General features: G+C 42.3%; 19 protein-coding genes. 10 read left to right on the forward strand and 9 right to left on the reverse strand.

Features of this window, described 5'->3' with window-relative positions:
• The first annotated feature begins 7 nt into the window (after positions 1 to 7).
• Entirely contained in the window at positions 8 to 805 is a 798-nt protein-coding gene (locus VX730_06250) for an AAA family ATPase (protein ID MEC9291987.1), read from the forward strand.
• Positions 805 to 1,668, forward strand: a complete 864-nt coding sequence (locus tag VX730_06255; GenBank protein ID MEC9291988.1) for a ParB/RepB/Spo0J family partition protein — start codon at positions 805 to 807, stop codon at positions 1,666 to 1,668. Before VX730_06250 ends, VX730_06255 begins: the two co-directional genes overlap by 1 nt.
• Here VX730_06255 and VX730_06260 read toward each other — a convergent pair.
• Positions 1,663 to 2,289 carry a YggS family pyridoxal phosphate-dependent enzyme gene (locus tag VX730_06260; GenBank protein MEC9291989.1) on the reverse strand — a complete coding sequence of 209 codons (627 nt, stop codon included), beginning with the start codon at positions 2,287 to 2,289 and terminating at the stop codon, positions 1,663 to 1,665. The genes VX730_06255 and VX730_06260 overlap by 6 nt on opposite strands.
• Positions 2,290 to 2,467: 178 nt before the next feature.
• Between VX730_06260 and VX730_06265 the strand changes: the two genes are divergently transcribed.
• The 5 genes from VX730_06265 (at position 2,468) to holA (ending at position 8,321) form a co-directional block, all read left to right on the forward strand.
• Positions 2,468 to 3,568 (forward strand): porin, encoded by a 1,101-nt coding sequence (locus tag VX730_06265; protein MEC9291990.1) that lies wholly within the window; start codon positions 2,468 to 2,470, stop codon positions 3,566 to 3,568.
• Positions 3,569 to 3,701: 133 nt separating this feature from the next.
• Positions 3,702 to 4,211, forward strand: a complete 510-nt coding sequence (locus VX730_06270) for a DUF3576 domain-containing protein (GenBank protein MEC9291991.1) — start codon at positions 3,702 to 3,704, stop codon at positions 4,209 to 4,211.
• 18 nt (positions 4,212 to 4,229) lie between these two features.
• The gene (gene leuS / locus VX730_06275) at positions 4,230 to 6,779 is read left to right on the forward strand and encodes a leucine--tRNA ligase (GenBank protein MEC9291992.1); all 2,550 of its coding nucleotides are present in this window, start codon (positions 4,230 to 4,232) and stop codon (positions 6,777 to 6,779) included.
• A gap of 4 nt (positions 6,780 to 6,783) precedes the next feature.
• Positions 6,784 to 7,284: an LPS assembly lipoprotein LptE gene (gene lptE / locus VX730_06280; protein ID MEC9291993.1), complete on the forward strand. Its 501-nt coding sequence runs from the start codon at positions 6,784 to 6,786 to the stop codon at positions 7,282 to 7,284.
• Positions 7,284 to 8,321 carry a DNA polymerase III subunit delta gene (holA, locus tag VX730_06285; protein MEC9291994.1) on the forward strand — a complete coding sequence of 346 codons (1,038 nt, stop codon included), beginning with the start codon at positions 7,284 to 7,286 and terminating at the stop codon, positions 8,319 to 8,321. Before lptE ends, holA begins: the two co-directional genes overlap by 1 nt.
• Here holA and VX730_06290 read toward each other — a convergent pair.
• Positions 8,318 to 9,997, reverse strand: a complete 1,680-nt coding sequence (locus VX730_06290; GenBank protein ID MEC9291995.1) for a penicillin-binding protein activator — start codon at positions 9,995 to 9,997, stop codon at positions 8,318 to 8,320. The two genes, holA and VX730_06290, sit on opposite strands and share 4 nt — an antisense overlap.
• Positions 9,998 to 10,054: 57 nt before the next feature.
• Between VX730_06290 and VX730_06295 the strand changes: the two genes are divergently transcribed.
• On the forward strand, positions 10,055 to 10,396 hold the full coding sequence (locus VX730_06295) for a YraN family protein (protein MEC9291996.1): 342 nt from the start codon (positions 10,055 to 10,057) through the stop codon (positions 10,394 to 10,396).
• 22 nt (positions 10,397 to 10,418) lie between these two features.
• Positions 10,419 to 11,018, forward strand: a complete 600-nt coding sequence (locus tag VX730_06300) for a BON domain-containing protein (GenBank protein MEC9291997.1) — start codon at positions 10,419 to 10,421, stop codon at positions 11,016 to 11,018.
• A gap of 77 nt (positions 11,019 to 11,095) precedes the next feature.
• Here VX730_06300 and hemW read toward each other — a convergent pair whose 3' ends face one another.
• The 5 genes from hemW to gorA form a co-directional block, all read right to left on the reverse strand.
• Positions 11,096 to 12,229, reverse strand: a complete 1,134-nt coding sequence (gene hemW, locus VX730_06305) for a radical SAM family heme chaperone HemW (GenBank protein MEC9291998.1) — start codon at positions 12,227 to 12,229, stop codon at positions 11,096 to 11,098.
• On the reverse strand, positions 12,219 to 12,797 hold the full coding sequence (gene rdgB / locus VX730_06310) for an RdgB/HAM1 family non-canonical purine NTP pyrophosphatase (protein ID MEC9291999.1): 579 nt from the start codon (positions 12,795 to 12,797) through the stop codon (positions 12,219 to 12,221). The genes hemW and rdgB overlap by 11 nt, the downstream gene beginning before the upstream one ends.
• A complete protein-coding gene (gene rph, locus VX730_06315) occupies positions 12,797 to 13,549 on the reverse strand; it encodes a ribonuclease PH (protein ID MEC9292000.1) in 753 nt (250 codons plus the stop codon). The genes rdgB and rph overlap by 1 nt, the downstream gene beginning before the upstream one ends.
• Positions 13,536 to 14,021 (reverse strand): thioredoxin-dependent thiol peroxidase, encoded by a 486-nt coding sequence (gene bcp, locus VX730_06320; GenBank protein ID MEC9292001.1) that lies wholly within the window; start codon positions 14,019 to 14,021, stop codon positions 13,536 to 13,538. The genes rph and bcp overlap by 14 nt, the downstream gene beginning before the upstream one ends.
• Before the next feature lie 87 nt (positions 14,022 to 14,108).
• Positions 14,109 to 15,461 (reverse strand): glutathione-disulfide reductase, encoded by a 1,353-nt coding sequence (gene gorA / locus VX730_06325; protein ID MEC9292002.1) that lies wholly within the window; start codon positions 15,459 to 15,461, stop codon positions 14,109 to 14,111.
• 96 nt (positions 15,462 to 15,557) lie between these two features.
• On the opposite strand from gorA, the gene VX730_06330 reads away from it, so the two are divergent.
• The gene (locus VX730_06330; GenBank protein MEC9292003.1) at positions 15,558 to 16,052 is read left to right on the forward strand and encodes a protein-export chaperone SecB; all 495 of its coding nucleotides are present in this window, start codon (positions 15,558 to 15,560) and stop codon (positions 16,050 to 16,052) included.
• Here VX730_06330 and VX730_06335 read toward each other — a convergent pair.
• Complete coding sequence (locus VX730_06335; GenBank protein MEC9292004.1) at positions 16,049 to 17,185, reverse strand: cation diffusion facilitator family transporter; 1,137 nt, start codon at positions 17,183 to 17,185, stop codon at positions 16,049 to 16,051. The two genes, VX730_06330 and VX730_06335, sit on opposite strands and share 4 nt — an antisense overlap.
• Positions 17,185 to 17,493 carry a YggT family protein gene (locus tag VX730_06340; GenBank protein MEC9292005.1) on the reverse strand — a complete coding sequence of 103 codons (309 nt, stop codon included), beginning with the start codon at positions 17,491 to 17,493 and terminating at the stop codon, positions 17,185 to 17,187. Before VX730_06340 ends, VX730_06335 begins: the two co-directional genes overlap by 1 nt.
• Positions 17,494 to 17,539 lie beyond the last annotated feature (46 nt).

The following is a 17,539-nucleotide window of genomic DNA, read 5'->3' on the forward strand; positions in this document are numbered from 1 at the left end:
AACTCGAATGGCTCATGTGATAGCAATTGTTAACCAAAAAGGCGGTGTTGGAAAAACAACAACGGCGATGAATTTGTCAACAGCTCTTGCAGCGTGTGGAAAAAAAGTACTACTTGTAGATTTTGATCCTCAAGGTAACGCGACAACAGGCTTTAATTTGGATAAATCATCTAATAAACAAAATTCATACTCTTTAATTATGCAAAAAGCTGCAGTTGAAGATACAATCCTATCTACAAGTGTTCCAAATTTGAGCCTTATTCCTTCAACAATTCATTTATCAGGTGCTGAAGTTGAACTTGTACCGGTTATGGCGCGTGAGTACCGTCTGCGTGATGCTCTAAAATCAGTGCATGACCAATATGATTACATTTTTATTGATTGCCCACCTTCTCTTGGGCTCCTTACATTGAATGCTCTTTCAGCATCTACAGAAGTTATGGTTCCTCTTCAGTGTGAATTTTTCGCAATGGAAGGTGTTTCTCAACTTTTACAAACTGTGAAACTTGTAAAGCGTAACCTAAACCCGAATATTGAAGTTGGTGGCGTACTGCTAACAATGTTTGATGTTCGTAATAAGCTTTCAGGCATGGTTGAAAAAGAAGTTCGTGAACATCTGGGTAGTCTTGTGTATAAAACGCTTATTCCTCGTAATGTGCGTGTGTCAGAAGCACCTAGCCATGGTAAACCTGTTCTTCTTTATGATGTGAACTGTGCTGGTAGCCAGGCATACATTCGCCTAGCTGGTGAAATGATTCGTCGCCATAACCAGCTTTCAAGCACTAAAGTGGGAGTAGCTGCATAATGAATAAAGGTCTTGGTAAAGGTCTAGGTGCTCTACTAGATGATAGTGATTTTGCTGTAGGTAGTGGTTTTGAGAGTACTGGTGCACCACAAGTGTTGTCAGTAACACTTCTTGGCCCTTCAGATGCGCAGCCACGCCGTACATTTGATGAAGATGCATTAAAGGCTCTTTCTGAATCTATTAAGTCTCAGGGTGTACTTCAACCCTTACTTGTTCGTCCTACTGGGGATCGTTATGAAATTATTGCCGGTGAGCGTCGCTGGAGAGCTTCACAAATGGCTGGTCTTTCAGAGGTTCCTGTTATTGTAAAAGAGATGGATGATGGCCGCGCGCTTGAGATTGCTCTTGTTGAAAACGTCCAGCGTTCAGACTTGAACCCAATTGATGAAGCTGATGGTTATTTGCGTCTTATGAATGAGTTCAATTATACCCATGAACAGATCGCAAAAGTGACAGGTAAGAGTAGAAGTCATGTCACAAACCTTATGCGCCTTCTCTCTTTACCTAAAAAATTGAAAGAATGTGTGAGTGAAGGTTTACTTACAATGGGACATGCCCGCGCTCTTCTTGGGCTTGCACATGATGAATCATTACAGCTTCGTATCGCAAATCAGGTCATTAAAAAGACACTTTCAGTGCGTGAAACTGAAGATTTAGTACGAAAACACTCTGATGGAAAGAAGAAAAAAGAGCCTCGCCAGAGAAATGTAAGCCCAGCAACTTTAGAGCTAGAATCTCGCATGCAAACAGTGCTTGGTTCTAAGGTTCAAGTCACCCAAAAAGAGGGTGTTGGACACATTAAAGTATTCTTTGAGGATTCAAAAGAGCTTCTTGATATTGTAAACAAGATCTCGCAGTCATGATCTTTCGCCGAAAAGCGCGGTGCCTACTCTAACAAAGGTAGCGCCGTGCTTTAAGGCTTCTTTATAGTCACCAGACATTCCCATTGAGGCATCCTTAAGTTGGTACTTTTCCATAAGCTCAGCAATGATTTTAAAGGATTCTTCAGGTTCTACTTGTAAGGCAGGTATACACATTAAGCCGCAAAGGTGGATATGTCGGCAGTTTTCTTTGATATATAAAATAAGGTCTTCAACCTCATTTAAAGCACATCCAGACTTATTGTTATCTTGGTGGGTTTTGACATGTAGAAAGATATTTTGTGTTTTTTCTAGCTTTCCTGCTTCTTTTTCAATGCTTTTGATAAGTTTTAAGCGATCTACAGAGTGAATAAAATCAAAGTTTGTTACAGCTTCTTTGGTTTTGTTGGTTTGCAAGTGCCCAATAAAGTGTGTTGTGCAATCTAAAAAAGCGCCATCATTTATCTTACCAAGAGCCTCTTGAATGTAGTTTTCACCAAAATGAGTGATGCCTAATTCTTTAGCTTGATTGATTTTGTATACGGGTTGTTTTTTGCTAACAGCAATAAGAGTTGCACCCTGTAAGTCAAGCTCAGCATTGATTTTGTCATAAAAGTCTTTCATGGGAACTTACTATAATGCAAAGTCTTTGAAGAATAAAGCGTTACATAAATGGCACACACCCCCTTCTCTAAAATGCCCAAACACTTGACCCTACTTATATAGACCTTTATCTTACTGCTTGGTGATAGAGATTCGTCTCGCTCATGGTAATAAAAGAAAATCCTTAGGGAGAAATATAATGAAAAAAGAACTGTTGATTGCTGCTTCAGCTGTTGCGGTTGCTGGTGTTGCGTCTAACGCAAACGCTATCGACGTAGAGCTGTACGGTCAAGTAAACAAAGGTGTTATGATCGTTGATGACGGTACTGACACTGAGTTCAACGTTGTTGACAACGACTTCTCAAGCACACGCTTCGGTCTTAAGGGCGAACAAGCTCTTGATAACGGCCTAACTGCGTCTGCTCTACTTGAAATGGAATACCAGACTAACGCTTCTGATGTTCTAACTCAAAACCAAACAATTGCTAACGCTCAAAACACTCCTAACGGTGTTGTTGGTAACCTTGCTGCACGTCACTCACGTGTAGGCCTTGGTGGCGACTTTGGTGCGATCTTTGTAGGTCACACTTCTACAGCTACTGACGGTGTTACTGAGCAAGACATGGCCGGTGCTGGCGATGTTCTAGGTTCAGACATTGAAGACCTTGGTGGTGCAATGTTCTTCCGTACTGCTGGTGGTGGTTACTCTACTGACTCTGTTGGTACAGCTACTGACAACATGGACGGTAACGGTCGTCAAGATCTAGTACGTTACGACTCTCCAATCTTTAACGGCTTCCAAGTACGTGTTTCTGCTGCTCAAGGCGGTGACATGGACACTGGTGTATTCTACCACGGCCGTATCGATGAGTTTGCTATTAAAGGTGGTCTAGGTTACGTTGCATTTAACACTGCTGCTACTGGTACTGTTGGCGCTGAAAGCCAAATCTCTGGTTCTCTATCTGCTAAGCATGACAGCGGCTTTGGTGCGACTGTTGCTTACGGTCAGCAAGAGCTAGAAAACGGTGTTGCTGGTACTAACGATGACCCAACTTTCTACTACGTGAAACTAGGTTACACTTGGGACGCGTTTGAAGTTGCTGCTGACTACTCTAAGCACGAAAACGGTGCTGGTGTAGCTGACGACGAGACTACTTACTACGGTCTTGCTGGTCAGTACAACCTAGGTCACGGTGTATCTGCTGCTGCATACTACAAAAACTTCGAGTTTGACGATAGCACTGCTACAAGCTTTGAAGACATGAGTGTGTACGGCGTTAACATGCGCGTTAAGTTCTAAGCAGAACTTTTTATAAAAACAGGCAGCGGGATGCTGCCTGTTTTTTTTGTGTCTTGCACCTTGTTAAACATGAGAAAACAGTACTATAATGGCGCTCGTACAAAGATTTTTATGTTTTGGGAGAAAAGTATACATGAAGAACACTGCAAAAAGCTTAACAATTCTAACTTCAATTGCTCTAGCAGCATGTGGTAGCGGTCTAGAAAGAACAGACCCAAACCCAAAACCTCATGACGCTCCAGATGGGCCAGGCCTTTTTTCTGGAAAGTCAGGTAACCTTTTAGATTCTTTCAATAACCTTGATTCAGCAAGCGCAAGTATTGGTGTTGATCCATACCTATGGCGTTCTTCACTTGAAGCTGTTTCTTTCATGCCTATTTACCAAGCTGATAGTGCTGGTGGTGTTATTTTGACAGACTGGTATACAAACCCATCTAATTCAAAAGAACAGTTTAAGGTAAACATTATGCTACTTGGTAAAGAGCTTTCACCTTCTGCTTTGAATGTAAGTGTATTTAAGAAATCAAAAACTCCTACTGGTTGGGAGGACCTTGGATCTCAAGAAGCAACAGCTAAAGAACTTGAAGAAACAATCCTAACAAACGCACGTTCTTACCGTGTGCGTGCAAAAGCTAGCCAATAGAGAAGAAATAGAACAACTATGCAAAAGTACAATCCTTTTAGTATTGAAGAAAAATGGCAGTCTTGCTGGCTAGATAACAAAGCCTTTAAGAGTGAAGCAACAAAAGATAAGCCAAAGTATTATGTTCTTGAGATGTTCCCTTACCCATCGGGTAAGCTGCACATGGGACATGTAAGAAACTACACAATTGGTGATGTTGTTGCGCGTTATTACCGTGCTAAGGGGTACAATGTACTACACCCAATGGGGTGGGATGCTTTTGGTCTTCCGGCTGAAAACGCAGCTTTGAAGAATAATAAGCACCCAGAAGCTTGGACTTTGTCTAATGTGGAAGCTATGAAGGTTGATTTAAATAAGTTTGGTCTTTCATATGATTGGGATCGCGAAGTTGCTACTTGCCTTCCTGTATACTATGGGAAGCAGCAAAAATGGTTTTTAGATTTATATGAAAAGGGGTTAGTGTACCAAAAAGAATCACTTGTGAATTGGGATCCTGTTGATCATACGGTTCTAGCTAACGAACAAGTGGTTGATGGTAAAGGCTGGCGTTCTGGGGCTCCTGTAGAGCGTAAGGCTATGAACCAGTGGTTTTTGCGCATTACAAACTATGCAGATCAGCTTCTAAATGACCTTGATGACCTAAAAGGTTGGCCTGAGCGTGTAAAAACAATGCAGGCGAACTGGATTGGTCGTAGTGAAGGTCTTGAGTTTACTTTTGATGTAAACGGTTGGGACCAAGGACTTACGGTATACACAACACGCCCTGATACGTTGATGGGCTGTACATACTGTGCAATTGCACCAGAGCACCCTCTTGCTGCTATGGTTGCTGAGAGCGATTCTAAGGCTGCTGAGTTTATTTCTGAGTGCCAAGCGCTTGGTACGGCTGCTGAGGATATTGAAAAGGCTGAGAAGCGCGGATATAAACTTGAGCAAACTGTTGTACACCCTATTACTGGGGAAGAGCTACCAGTTTATATCGCAAATTTTGTTTTGATGTCTTATGGGACAGGGGCGATTATGTCTGTTCCTGCGCATGATGAGCGTGATTATGCCTTTGCAACAAAGTATAACTTGCCAATTAAACAAGTGATCAACGCTCCTGAAGAAAATGAATCTGACAGCGATGTTTACACTGGTCAGGGAATACTTACTAACTCTGGTGAATTCGATGGTTTAAGCTCTGAAAAGGCCCGAGTAAAAATTTCTGAATTTATTGAAGCCCTTAACAAAGGTGAGCGTAAAGTAAACTTCCGTTTGAAGGACTGGGGTATTTCACGTCAGCGCTATTGGGGCTGCCCAATTCCATTTATTGAGTGTAAAGACTGTGGAACAGTTCCTGTTCCTGCAGAACAGCTTCCTGTAGAACTTCCAAAAGATGTTTCTTTTGATACGCCTGGTAATCCTCTTGATCGTCACCCGACATGGAAGCAAGTGTCTTGCCCATGCTGTGGTAAGGACGCTGAACGCATAACGGATACAATGGATACATTCATGGACTCTTCATGGTACTTCCTTCGTTATGCAGATGTAGAAAGCAGTAAGCCAATTGGTGATGAGGCTGCATACTGGATGGAAGGTGGTGTGGATCAATACATCGGTGGTATTGAACATGCTGTGCTTCACCTGTTGTACTCTAGATTTGTGACAAAAGTGCTTAAGGACCAAGGGTATGTAAATACTCACGAACCTTTTAAGTCATTGTTAACACAGGGGATGGTGATTAATAACTCTTACCAAGATACTTCTGGCGAATATATCAATCCTGACGATGTTGAATGGGATGGTGAAACAGCTAAGCATGCTCAAACAGGCGAAACGCTTAAAGTAAATCGCATGGAAAAAATGTCTAAATCTAAGAATAATGGTGTAGACCCTAATATTCTTCTTGAACGTTATGGTGCAGATACTCTGCGTACATTTATGATGTTTACGGCACCTCCTGAGCGTGACCTTGAATGGAGTGATGGTGCTATTGAAGGTGCGTGGCGCTTTATGGGTCGCGTTTGGTCTCTTATTCAAAAAGCGAGTGAAAATGCGCCAAAACAGTATACAGAATCATGGGGTAGTGACTCCCTAAAGCCTGTACACCGTGCAATACATAAGACAATTGCTAAGGCATCTAAGGATATTGAAGCTTTCCAGTTTAATACTTTAATTGCAGCTATTATGGAGCTTTCAAACACTTTATCAGGAATGAAACTTAACGATGACGCCGCAAAGTCTTTGTTTAAGTATGGTTGTGACGTTGTTATGCAGCTTCTAAACCCTGTAGCTCCTCATATTACAGAAGAGCTTTGGGCGTCTGCTGGCCATAAGATGCCACTTTATGAAGCAAGTTGGCCTGAATTTGATGCAGAAATCGCAAAAGACGATGAAATTACCATGGTTGTACAAGTTAATGGTAAGCTGAAAGAGAAACTTATGGTGCCTGCTGGTCTTCCTAAAGATGAAATGGAAGTTAAAGCACGTGAAGCGGCAGCAAGTCACCTTGAAAATCAAGATGTATTGAAGTGCGTAGTTGTACCGAACCGTCTTGTTAACTTTGTAGTAAAACCGGTAGCATAATAATATGAAAAAAACATTCTTTACTCTTAGCCTTTGCTTAGCAACGACAGCCTGCTCTTATGCACCAATGTATGAGGCTTCAACTATTGATTCTGGAAAACAAGTGTCTGTGGGAACCGTTCAAATTAGCGGTGTTGAGATGAATGTTGGCTCTCGTCGTATGCCTCAAAGGCTTTCACAAAAGTTAAACGCAGCTTTTCCTGAAGGTAATGGTTTGTATACCTTGAATGTAACACTTGATGAGGCAACAAAAGCCCTTGCAACAAACCGTACTGCTGCTGATGAGCGTTACCAGCTTCAGGTTGTTGCCCATGTGAAAATGCTTGGGGTTGATGGTAAAGAGGTTTTGAAAACGCGTTTGAGCCAGCTGGTGGCTTATAACGTTCAAACAACAGGTTTTGCAACGGATAGTGAAGAAGAGGCGGCACATGATCGTGCGGTTGATCGTCTAGCTGAAGATATTATTCAGCAAGTATATTACAAAATGTACGCGATGGACCGTTAATGAAACTAACGGAAGCGAGTCTTAAACCTTACCTCTCAGGCTCAAAGCCTCTTTCTCCAATTGTTTTTATTTATGGAGATGACTCAGGAAAGGTTAAGGAGTTTGCTGATAAAGTTATTCCCCTTATTACAGATCAGCCAGATGACCCATTTTTGCACGATCGTTTAGATGTGTCTGATTTAATGGAAGAGTCCTCGAGGCTTTTTGAGTCTGCAACAACACTTTCTTTCGGTGGTGGCACAAGACTTGTGCGCATTGATGGTTTACATGGTGCTTTGGATACAAAGAGTATTAATGCTGTGCTTTCTGCCCTTAATGAGCTTGCAAGCCAGTCTTTAAGTGATGTTGTTGTTTTGGTACCTGCTCCTGGTGTTGATGCAAAACTTGCACAGGTGAAAGCTCTTGAAAAATTAGAGAATGTGATGTCTGTAAGGTGTTTCCAAGAAGGTGCTCGCGATCTTTCAGCAACGGTTTCATCCTTCTTTAAAGAGAAGAATAAAGTCGTTTCTCCAGAAGCTATGAGCTTTTTGCTTATGTACTTGGGCCATGATAAAGCCTCTACATTACTTGAGTTGGAAAAAGTAGATCTATACACGCTAGAAAAGGCCTCAGTTGATTTAGATGACTGTCAGGCTGTCCTCTCTAATGCGCCGGCTATGAATGTCTTTAAGCTGTGCGATATGCTCGGTCAGAAGCAATTCTTAGAAGCTGATAAGCTTTATCATGCGATGTTAGAAGAAGGGGAAAGCGCACAGGGGATTATAATCCTTGTACAACGCCACTTCCGTCGTTTGTCGCAGCTTAGACAGGCTATGGACTCAGGGATGAACCCATATCAGGCTTGCTCTAGCCTAAAGCCTCCTGTGTTTGATAGTCAAAGAGCTGAGTTTATTGCTCAGGCGCAAAAGCTTGCACCAGGTATGGTGTCTGAAGCTGGAAAGATGATGTGGTCAGATCTTTCTACATTGCGTGATGGCTCTTCAGAAGAAAATACAGCTGTATATATGGCTCTTAAAAGCTATATGACGGCTTCTTAGAACCACTCAATATAGAAATCTTCTTTCTTCTCTTTCTTTGGCTTTTGAGGGCGTTGCTGGGTGTTTCCTGTCCAGCCGCTATCGCCACCCCAGCCACTTCCTGAGAAGAATGGGTTTCTTTTCACTGATTCATAGTGTTTGTGTGTTGCAAGTCCTGTGACTTGGGTAATAGGAATGAGCTTTCTTTTAGACAACTTAGAGATACCATATTTGCGGATGTTTTTACCGTTATCAAGAAATCTGATCGCGCCACCGTAGCCCCAAAAGCCTGATGGACGCTCAAAAACGTCTTCATTGAAGCGACCATTAGAAATAAGTGCAACTTCATTCAAAATCTGGATGGCATCATAGGCAAGAACATCAAGGTTTTTAGCTTTTTTACCCGTTGCTTCATTAAAGATTTTTTTAAACTCTTTAATCGCAGCTTGGTCTGGTGTTGGCAGGAGTGCACCTGATAGGCTGCTTGGGAAATCCTTACGTCCAGAAAGGTTAGCAAGTGGGTAAAGGCCGAGGATTTGAGTTTTCCTTGCATCAATATCATAGAAAGCCAGCTGATGTGACAAGGTTTTAGCTTCCTTAGGTGTAGAAGGTAGGAATAGGCTTTCAAAAGGAATCAGAGATGACAGGTTATCATTCTGCAGTTCCTGGAAGAGTTTATTCTCTTCTTCTGTAAGTACTTCTGTATTGCTAAGAGATTCAACCAGCGATTCTTGTGTTGTGAGTAGAGAATTGTGGCCAATGAGTTGTTGAATATCGCTCTTATTGTTGTTTGTTGATGGGTCGTAACTCCACGTAGGGTGGATATATGCCTGATTGTATGTTGATGATTGAATATGTCTAATAAATGTATCTGACAGCGAGTTTTGAGTCGCGTCACTGTTAGACATAAATGAAGAAACCTTTGTTTTATCGGTTGCAAGAGCATGATCAGATAGGGCTGAAACTTGGTCGTGAGGAAGGTAGCTAATAGAGTATAGCCCTTTACGAAGGATAGACTCTGTATTGGTAAAGCTAATTACAGGAATATTACGTAGAGCACTTTTTACAAAGTTTGCTTGGTCAGCGCGAATAGGCCCAAGGGCCACTTGAATGCCATCTTGTTTTGCAAGATTTGTTGCCTTAAATGCTTGGTTATCTGAGTTACCAATATCGTAAACATAAATTAAAACATTGTTATTCTCTAACTCAAAGAGAGCCGTCTGTACGGCTGAAAGAATACTTTTAGATACATTTTTTAGTGGACTGCTAATTGGCAGAAATACGCCAACTTTAAGGTAGTTTGATGTGGTTTTAGGATTGTTTAGAGCTTCTACAGCTTCTTTGATATCAGGGTACTCCTCTCCCATAGAAAGCATAGAGTAGGGGAGGGGGAGGCCTTTTTTAAGGGCGATGTAGTTTTCAATGGTTGGAGAAACTTTGTCTGAGTCTGCAGCTTCTTCAGAGTTAAACATAAAGCCTGTCTCATAGAGAGTCTGCAGTTTCTGCTCTTTAGACTTCTTTAATGTTTGAAGCATACCTTGTGTGCTGAGGTAGTTTTCATTGAAATGAATTGTAGGAGCAATAGTTTCTGAAGTAGTTTCAACTTCTTCCGCCATATATAGAGGCTGTTCAAACTCTTGAGCCCATGCTGATGTGCTAACAAGTGCTGTAAGTGCGAAAGTAGAGAGTGTGCGCATAAGGCTCCAATAATATTATTTATTGATAAAACATAGTGGATTCTATAAATTTTTTGCATGAGAGACAATAGACTTACCGGAGAAATAGGTGAATGGATCGCTTATTTTTACTTTTTACTGCGCGGTTATAGGGTAAAGCGTGATCAAAAGCTTTCTGGTGTGCAAATTGACCTTGTTGCCAAGCGTGGATCTGAGGTTGTTCTTGTTGAGGTTAAATCTCGAAAATCAAAATCAAACGATCATAAAGTTATAAGCACTAATCAGTTAAACAGAATAAAAACAGCAAGCAAGGTTGCTGTGATGCAAAATACAGCATGTGATATAAGAATTGATTTGTTTGTTGTATACTTTTCACCTTTAAGGGTTGAGCATATTAGAAACGTATGTGATATTAGTTAAGTAACAAAAATAAAGGTTCACCATGAAAACAAAACTTATCGTTCCTGCTCTTATGACTCTTCCACTTCTTGCTGGGTGTGTTCCTCTCGTTCTAGGAGGTGCTGCAGTTGCAGGTATGGCGGCAACGCAGGATCGAGAGATTGAGACATCGTTCAAGGATGCTTCAATTGCGGCTAAAATGAAGGCAGGGCTTGCTAAGATCGATTTTGGCGCTGTTCCTTCTGTAGATGTGTCTGTGTATGGTGGAAACGTTTATTTAGTGGGTTCTGTAGCCAGTGAGGATGTGCGCCGTAAGGTGTTGGATGCTGCTTATGAGGTTTATGGTGTTACTGGTGTTACGGACATTATGGATGTGGACTCAAGCTACCTTAGACGTAAGTATGCATATGATGCTGGACTTGCAACAAAGGTACGTAGTCGCATTATTGGCTCATTTAAAATAAATCCGAATGACCTATCTGTGGTTGTTCATAAAGGCAACGTTTACCTGATTGGTGTTGCATCTAAAGAGAGTACACGAGAGCAGATTGTTTACTTGGCTCAAACAACAAAAGGTGTTGTGGCCGTGTACGATTATTTCCAGGTTGTTAAAAATAAATCTGCGATGAATCCTTCTTCATAATAGTGTGAAAAAACGCTCAAATTTCTGCTGGGTGTAGACTTTCTTTGAAATGTTTGTAAGTTTTTACTTACTTTTGTTTAGTTGAGTATTTTCAGTAAGATATCATCGGTAAGTTGGGTGTGTTGTTGTGGTATTGTAAGGGTGTTGTTTTTCCATGTTATAACACCTGATTTAAGAAGGTTTGGCACTTGTTCTTGGTCAAGTTTTGTGAACTCTTTATCGGTAAGATGGATGCCTTTTTTTAATCGTATACCAAGCAGGACCTTTTCAAATAGAGCTGTTTCAGTATCTGTTTCTTGTGACATAAAAACACCGTGTTGGTTTTGGGCAGCTTTTTCTATATACCTTAATGGCAACTTATAGTTTTGTGTGGCTGTGACTATTTTGTTGTGCAATCTGCCGTGGGCACCAGCACCAATGCCTAGGTAAGAGCCGTATTTCCAGACATGTACGTTGTGTTTGCACTCTTGATCTTGCTTGGCAAAATTGGAAATTTCGTAGTTTGAGTAAGCGTTTTGAGTCAGTTTTTCGCGTGTAGCATCAAAGAAATCTGCCTGTAATTCGTTTGGCATAGGGGTCAGGTTGTTCTTGCGCATGTCGCTGTAAAACTTAGTGTTTGGCTCAATTGTGAGCTGGTAAGCACTAATATGGCCGGTACCCACTGAAACGGCGTAGGCAAGGTCTGACAGCCACTGCGTAAGGTTTTGCTCTGGTAGGCCGTAAATAAGGTCAAAATTGATCCTAGCCCTTGTTTTTAAAGCCTGTTCTACAGTATAGAGGGCCTCTTTAGAGCTGTGTTCACGGCCTAAAAACTGTAGATGCTTGTCCTGTAGAGATTGGACACCAATAGAGAACCTGTTTACACCGGCAGCTTCAAAATCTAAAAACTTGTTCAAAGAAGAGGAGGTGGGGTTAGCTTCGAGTGTAATTTCAACTTTGTCTGATGATGTGCCAAAAAATTCACAAACCTCTTTAATGAGTTTTTCTGTTGTGAGGGGATTCATCAGGGAAGGGGTGCCGCCACCAAAAAAAATGCTCACTAAATTTTTGCTAGCAAAATTTTTGGACTGCGCCCTAAAGTCACTTAAGAGTGCGTTAAGATAATCTTCTTCAGGTAAATGGTCACTAACATGTGAGTTAAAGTCACAGTAAGGACACTTCCTCTTGCACCATGGCCAGTGAATGTAAACTGCAATGTCGTTATGCGGCATCCAGGCTCTTCAGGTGTTCAATGAATTTTTTCAATGCAATTGTTCTATGACGAATTGGTAGGACAGTTTCTTCATCTAAGCTCGCCACTGTTTTTGAAAATCCTTCTGGAATGAAAACAGGATCAAAACCAAAACCGCCATCGCCAGACATCTCTTCTGCGATGCTGCCTTCAAGGTTGCCTTCAAACTTTAGAATTGTTTCATGTGAATCCTTGTAGGCGAGGCAACAGTGATAGTGCGCTTTACGGTTTGTTTCTGGTGCTTTCATGGCATCTAGAAGTTTTTCCATACCGCCATATCTTGCTGTATAGATGCCAGGGGCACCGTCAAGGGCGTCCACGCATAGTCCGCTATCTTCTGCAAGAACAGGCATGCCAGTAAGCTCAAAGGCAGAGTCAGCTTTAAGTTTTGCGTTTTCAAAGAAGGTGACACCTGTTTCATCTACATCGGGGAATTCAACATCATTCAATGTTTTTAGCTCAATGGGTAGACCTTCAAACAGAGCTTGGTATTCTTTGAGTTTACCCATGTTCTTCGTTGCGAGTAAAATCGTCTTTGGGAGTGCCATTATGACAGCTCTCCAGTGGCTTGTTTTTGCAGTTGGATAAGCTCTGAAACGCCTTTTTCAGCAAGGGTTTGCAGGCTTTGAATTTCTTCTGAGCTAATCGGAGCTTGCTCAGCTGTAACTTGTTGTTCAATCCACATTTCAGTACCCGTCATCACGAAGTTTCCGTCGGCTTTAGCGTTAGAATCTTCCTTGTAATCAAGGTCAAGAACGGCGCCTGCTTCGGTTACACCGCAGCTGATAGCTGCAATGTAATCTGTAAGTGGCATTGTCTCAATTTGCTCCTCTTTAAAGAGCTTTTGAATGGCGAGATGTAGGGCTACATAAGCGCCTGTAATGGCTGCTGTACGTGTACCACCATCTGCTTGAATGACATCACAATCTAGCTGAATTGTACGCTCACCAAGGGCTTTAAGGTCTACAATGCTGCGCAGGCTTCTGCCAATAAGGCGTGAGATTTCTTGTGTGCGACCAGACTGTTTACCGCGTACGGCTTCTCTGTCCATGCGCTCGTGTGTTGAGCGAGGCAGCATGCCGTATTCAGCTGTTACCCAGCCTTGTTTTTGGCCTTTAAGCCAGCGTGGGACAGTGTTATTTACGCTTGCAGTACAGATAACCTTGGTGTTGCCAAAACTAATAAGGCAAGAGCCTTCTGCATAAGCATTTACGCCCGTTTCAATAGAAACTGGGCGCATTTCATTGTTAAGGCGGCCACTTGGGCGCTTGCTCATAGATTTGATGTTAGGCTGCGACATCTTCTGTCACCTCCTTTAAAACTTTAAGAACGTCATCGAGATGTTTCTTTGGAGAAACTTTAGGGAAGACGTGATGGATTTTACCTTCAGGGCTAATGATGTATGTCATGCGTGCGACGCCCATGTATTTGCGTCCGTACATGCTTTTTTCAACCCAAGTTCCATATTGTTCCAGCACATTATGCTCCGGGTCGCCGACCAGAGTAAAATTAAGGCTCTCTTTCTCTTCAAATTTCTTCAATTTTTTGGATTCGTCACCACTAACGCCAATCACGGTGGCGTTAAAAGAAGAAAGCTCCTCAAGACCGTCGCGGAGGGCACAAGCTTGTGTTGTGCAGCCCGGGGTCAATGCTTTAGGATAAAAATAAAGGACAACCCACTTGCCTGAGTAATCAGCAAGAGAAACATCCTCAGCGTTTTGGTTTTTCAGAGTAAAGCTTGGGGCAGGTGTGCCAACCTCTAAAAAGCTCATCTTTTATCCTTTCTGGGCATTGGGCTTATAGTGTCGGGCAGATCACTATAGGTTTATTTTATCTACATATTCTTTATAAGGTAAAGCTTACATCAACACAAGCTCTTCCGCCGAAGACGGATGAAGTGCGACGGTGTTGTAAAAATCACTCATTTTGGCATTCATGCCAACGGCAACACCAGCTGCTTGGATGATTTCTGCAGCATCAGCACCAACCATATGGCAACCAATAACGGTTTGATCATCCTTCTTAAGGACCATCTTCATCTTAATAAGTGGTTTAACCTCAGTAAAACTGTACTTCATAGGCTTAAATGAAGTTGTTTTAATCTCAATGTTATCGCCATGCTCTTTGCGGGCTTGTTCTTCAGTGAGGCCAACCGTACCAAATTGAGGTTCGCTGAAAACGGCTGTAGGTAGGGCTTTGAAACCGATTTTAAGCTCTTTGCCACCAAAGTGATGGTCTGCAATGGCGCGACCATCGCGAATTGCAACGGGTGTAAGAGCGTAGTGGTTAATCACATCACCTACAGCATAGATATGCTCATGTTGAGTTTGCCTGTTATCGTTTACAGGTACAAAGCCACGTTCAGTCTCAATACCAATGTTATCTAGACCGATGTCGTAAGTGTTTGGTGTGCGGCCTGTTGCCATGAGAACGTGCATTGAAGAAACTTTACCTTTGTCTGTTTGGACTTCTAGGCCTTTAGCGGTTTTCTCTACCTTTGTAGGAGATGTGCAAGGGTGGAGAGTGATGCCTTGTTCTTTCATGCGTTCCTCAAGGTGTTGGACCATTTCATGATCAAACCCTCTGAGAATGTGATCTGCTCTATATATAAGGTGAACCTGAGAGCCGAGCGCTTGCATAATGCAGGCAAACTCAATACCAATAAAGCCTGCACCAATAACAGTGAGTGTTTCTGGAATTTCAGTCAGGCTCCACATATCATCTGATGTCATGCAGTGCTCAGCTCCATCAATAGGAGCTTTTACCGGCTTTCCACCCGTAGCAATCATGATTTTGTCAGCAGTGTAATCTGTTTGAGTGCCATCTTCATGGCTTACAGTTACAGTGTTTGTATCTTTAAATGAAGCGTGGCCTTCAATAAGGTCAACGTTTGAGCCTTCTAGCATTGTTAGGTAGATGCCGTTGAGGCGGTCAATTTCAGCATTACGCTTTTCCACAAAGGTTTTGAAGTTGAGTTTTGGCATTTCGCCTTCAAAGCCGTAGTCAGCCATAAGTTTCTCTGATCGTTTTAGATCTGCAAGGTATGTCATGATTTTCTTAGGGACACAGCCACGAATCACGCAAGTACCGCCAACGCGACCCTTTTCAATAATACCAACTTTAGCGCCATAGCTTGCTGCTCTGCGTGCAGAAGCAACACCGCCTGAACCTGCGCCGATAACCAAATAATCAAAATGTTTTGTAGTTCCCATAGATATTTCACTCACAATTCGTTAGACTGACCCCGCTCAATATACGCTTTTGTGTGTGAGGGGTCAAAAAATAACAGGGTGATAAAGGGATAGAGAATGGCTAAGAAAAAAGAAGAAGCTAAAGAAACTCCAAAAGCAACGTTTCAGCTGGTACACCAGTACGCAAAAGATGTTTCGGCAGAATGTTTTGTTTCTAAAAGCGCCTTTGAGGGTGAAATGCAGACAAGCCTAGATGTGGGCCTCGCAACAAAACCTCTTAAAGATGATACCTATGAAGTGCTCTTAAAGCTACGTTGTGAAGGTAAGGTTGGTGACAAGCCAGTCTATCTTGTTGAAACGGAATATGTAGGTGAGTACCTACTTACAAATATTGATGATGAGCGTAAAGAAGCCTTGCTTGCTATTGATGGCGCTTCGCTCGTTTTCCCATTTGCCAGACAAGTGATTATGAACGGCGTAACCTCTCTTGGTTACCAGCCTCGTATGATTGAGCCAATCCACTTTGCAGGTCTTTACATGCATAACAAGCAGATGCAGGCTAAACAAGCTGCAGAAGCGCAGTCTGTTGATAAAAAGAAACTAAACGCCTAGTTTTTCGTTTTAATGTTTTTCCAGAAGGTGACGTGATCAAACGCGCCTTCTGGTTTTTTTAGGTCTTTAGATACCTTGTCTAGGGCTTTTTCTTGCTCTTTTGTGAGCTCTGATAGGTGAACGCTGAGATAAAGGCCAGATTCAAGGTCATCAATATTTACTTTTGTTGAATGGATATCGTGCTTGATGTGCGCGCTCAGGCTTTTCTGTACCTGGGATCTGAGTTTCTTTGTGCTTTTTGTTGTGCCATGAACAGCGCCAGAAGGTTCTACATGGACAGTAATGTCGTACAGCGTTTTATGGGCTTTAAGGAGTGCTCTTTCTAGAGTTTCTGCAATGGTATGGCCTTCTGATACAGAAATAAGGGGATCAACCTCAATATTAACATCTGCATATGCTTTATTAGAGACACGGCGCGCGCGAAGCGATGATATACCGATAACACCGTCATGATTATGAATGCTTTGTGTAAGGCGTTCTAAAAATTCAGGATCTACAGCTGCATCAACAAGGTCGTGGAAAGACTCGATGCCAATATCAAAGGCGATCTTGAGGAGTAGAACTGTTACAACAAGGGCGGCAAGGGTATCAAAAATAGGAAAGCCAAGCATACTCACGCTTAGGCCGGCAAGTACCGCAAGAGAGGAAAGGCTGTCTGTACGGTGGTGCCAAGCGTTCGCGATTAAAATTGGAGATTCAACTTTTTCACCAAGGCCTTTTGTATAGAAATAGAGAAACTCATTAATAAGGATAGATCCTACCGTTACCACAAGGGCGATGGGCGTAATGTTAAGTGTGTGGCCGTGAATCGCGTTTTCAAGGGCGCTATAACCAATACTTAGGGCAATAATAGCCAAAATAACAGCAAGCACAAGGGTTCCAGCTGTTTCAAACTTAAGGTGGCCGTATGGGTGGTCATCATCAGGGGCTTGCACACCAATTTTCAGCATAAAGTAAGCAAACAGGTCTGTAAAAGCGTCAGCAATGGAGTGCAAAGCATCGGCAATAAGAGCTGCTGAGCCTGAAAAAAGTCCAACAGCACCTTTGGCGACACCCATGCCAACATTTAAAGCAACGCCCATCCTTGTTGCTTTGTAGCCAGCATCTAAAACCTGTTTGTCAGTATGGGGCATTATTGTAGTCCTACACCAATTTGGTAAATAGAAGGCAGAATGCCACGTTGAACCAGAATAATGATTAAGATTGTGTAAAGCGGGATAAGATCGACTTGTCCATAAATCCAGTATTTAGACGGGATCTTCTTTCTCAGCATTCCAAATACAGGGAGGGTCATGGAGTGAACTGCCATAACCAGCCTGTTACGAGGGTTTGCATTCATAAGTGAAATCACCGCAGATGCAACGATCAAAAGCGTAAACAGTGATAAAACTGCATCTAGGACGTGGGTAACTCCAATAATGAGATTTCCAAGAATAAACATGAAATATTCCTTATTTATAGGGTTTAGGCGTCTATATACCGTTTTC

It is taken from the genome of Pseudomonadota bacterium (assembly GCA_036141575.1).
Lineage (GTDB): Bacteria > Pseudomonadota > Alphaproteobacteria > UBA2136 > JAPKEQ01 > JAPKEQ01.

Excerpts from the sequence above, each read along its gene's own strand:
- VX730_06250 (MEC9291987.1), top strand. The coding sequence starts at position 8 with ATGGCTCATGTGATAGCAATTGTTAACCAAAAAGGCGGTGTTGGAAAA.
- VX730_06255 (MEC9291988.1), top strand. The coding sequence starts at position 805 with ATGAATAAAGGTCTTGGTAAAGGTCTAGGTGCTCTACTAGATGATAGT.
- VX730_06260 (MEC9291989.1), bottom strand. The coding sequence starts at position 2,289 with ATGAAAGACTTTTATGACAAAATCAATGCTGAGCTTGACTTACAGGGT.
- VX730_06265 (MEC9291990.1), top strand. The coding sequence starts at position 2,468 with ATGAAAAAAGAACTGTTGATTGCTGCTTCAGCTGTTGCGGTTGCTGGT.
- VX730_06270 (MEC9291991.1), top strand. The coding sequence starts at position 3,702 with ATGAAGAACACTGCAAAAAGCTTAACAATTCTAACTTCAATTGCTCTA.
- leuS (MEC9291992.1), top strand. The coding sequence starts at position 4,230 with ATGCAAAAGTACAATCCTTTTAGTATTGAAGAAAAATGGCAGTCTTGC.
- lptE (MEC9291993.1), top strand. The coding sequence starts at position 6,784 with ATGAAAAAAACATTCTTTACTCTTAGCCTTTGCTTAGCAACGACAGCC.
- holA (MEC9291994.1), top strand. The coding sequence starts at position 7,284 with ATGAAACTAACGGAAGCGAGTCTTAAACCTTACCTCTCAGGCTCAAAG.
- VX730_06290 (MEC9291995.1), bottom strand. The coding sequence starts at position 9,997 with ATGCGCACACTCTCTACTTTCGCACTTACAGCACTTGTTAGCACATCA.
- VX730_06295 (MEC9291996.1), top strand. The coding sequence starts at position 10,055 with ATGAGAGACAATAGACTTACCGGAGAAATAGGTGAATGGATCGCTTAT.
- VX730_06300 (MEC9291997.1), top strand. The coding sequence starts at position 10,419 with ATGAAAACAAAACTTATCGTTCCTGCTCTTATGACTCTTCCACTTCTT.
- hemW (MEC9291998.1), bottom strand. The coding sequence starts at position 12,229 with ATGCCGCATAACGACATTGCAGTTTACATTCACTGGCCATGGTGCAAG.
- rdgB (MEC9291999.1), bottom strand. The coding sequence starts at position 12,797 with ATGGCACTCCCAAAGACGATTTTACTCGCAACGAAGAACATGGGTAAA.
- rph (MEC9292000.1), bottom strand. The coding sequence starts at position 13,549 with ATGTCGCAGCCTAACATCAAATCTATGAGCAAGCGCCCAAGTGGCCGC.
- bcp (MEC9292001.1), bottom strand. The coding sequence starts at position 14,021 with ATGAGCTTTTTAGAGGTTGGCACACCTGCCCCAAGCTTTACTCTGAAA.
- gorA (MEC9292002.1), bottom strand. The coding sequence starts at position 15,461 with ATGGGAACTACAAAACATTTTGATTATTTGGTTATCGGCGCAGGTTCA.
- VX730_06330 (MEC9292003.1), top strand. The coding sequence starts at position 15,558 with ATGGCTAAGAAAAAAGAAGAAGCTAAAGAAACTCCAAAAGCAACGTTT.
- VX730_06335 (MEC9292004.1), bottom strand. The coding sequence starts at position 17,185 with ATGCCCCATACTGACAAACAGGTTTTAGATGCTGGCTACAAAGCAACA.
- VX730_06340 (MEC9292005.1), bottom strand. The coding sequence starts at position 17,493 with ATGTTTATTCTTGGAAATCTCATTATTGGAGTTACCCACGTCCTAGAT.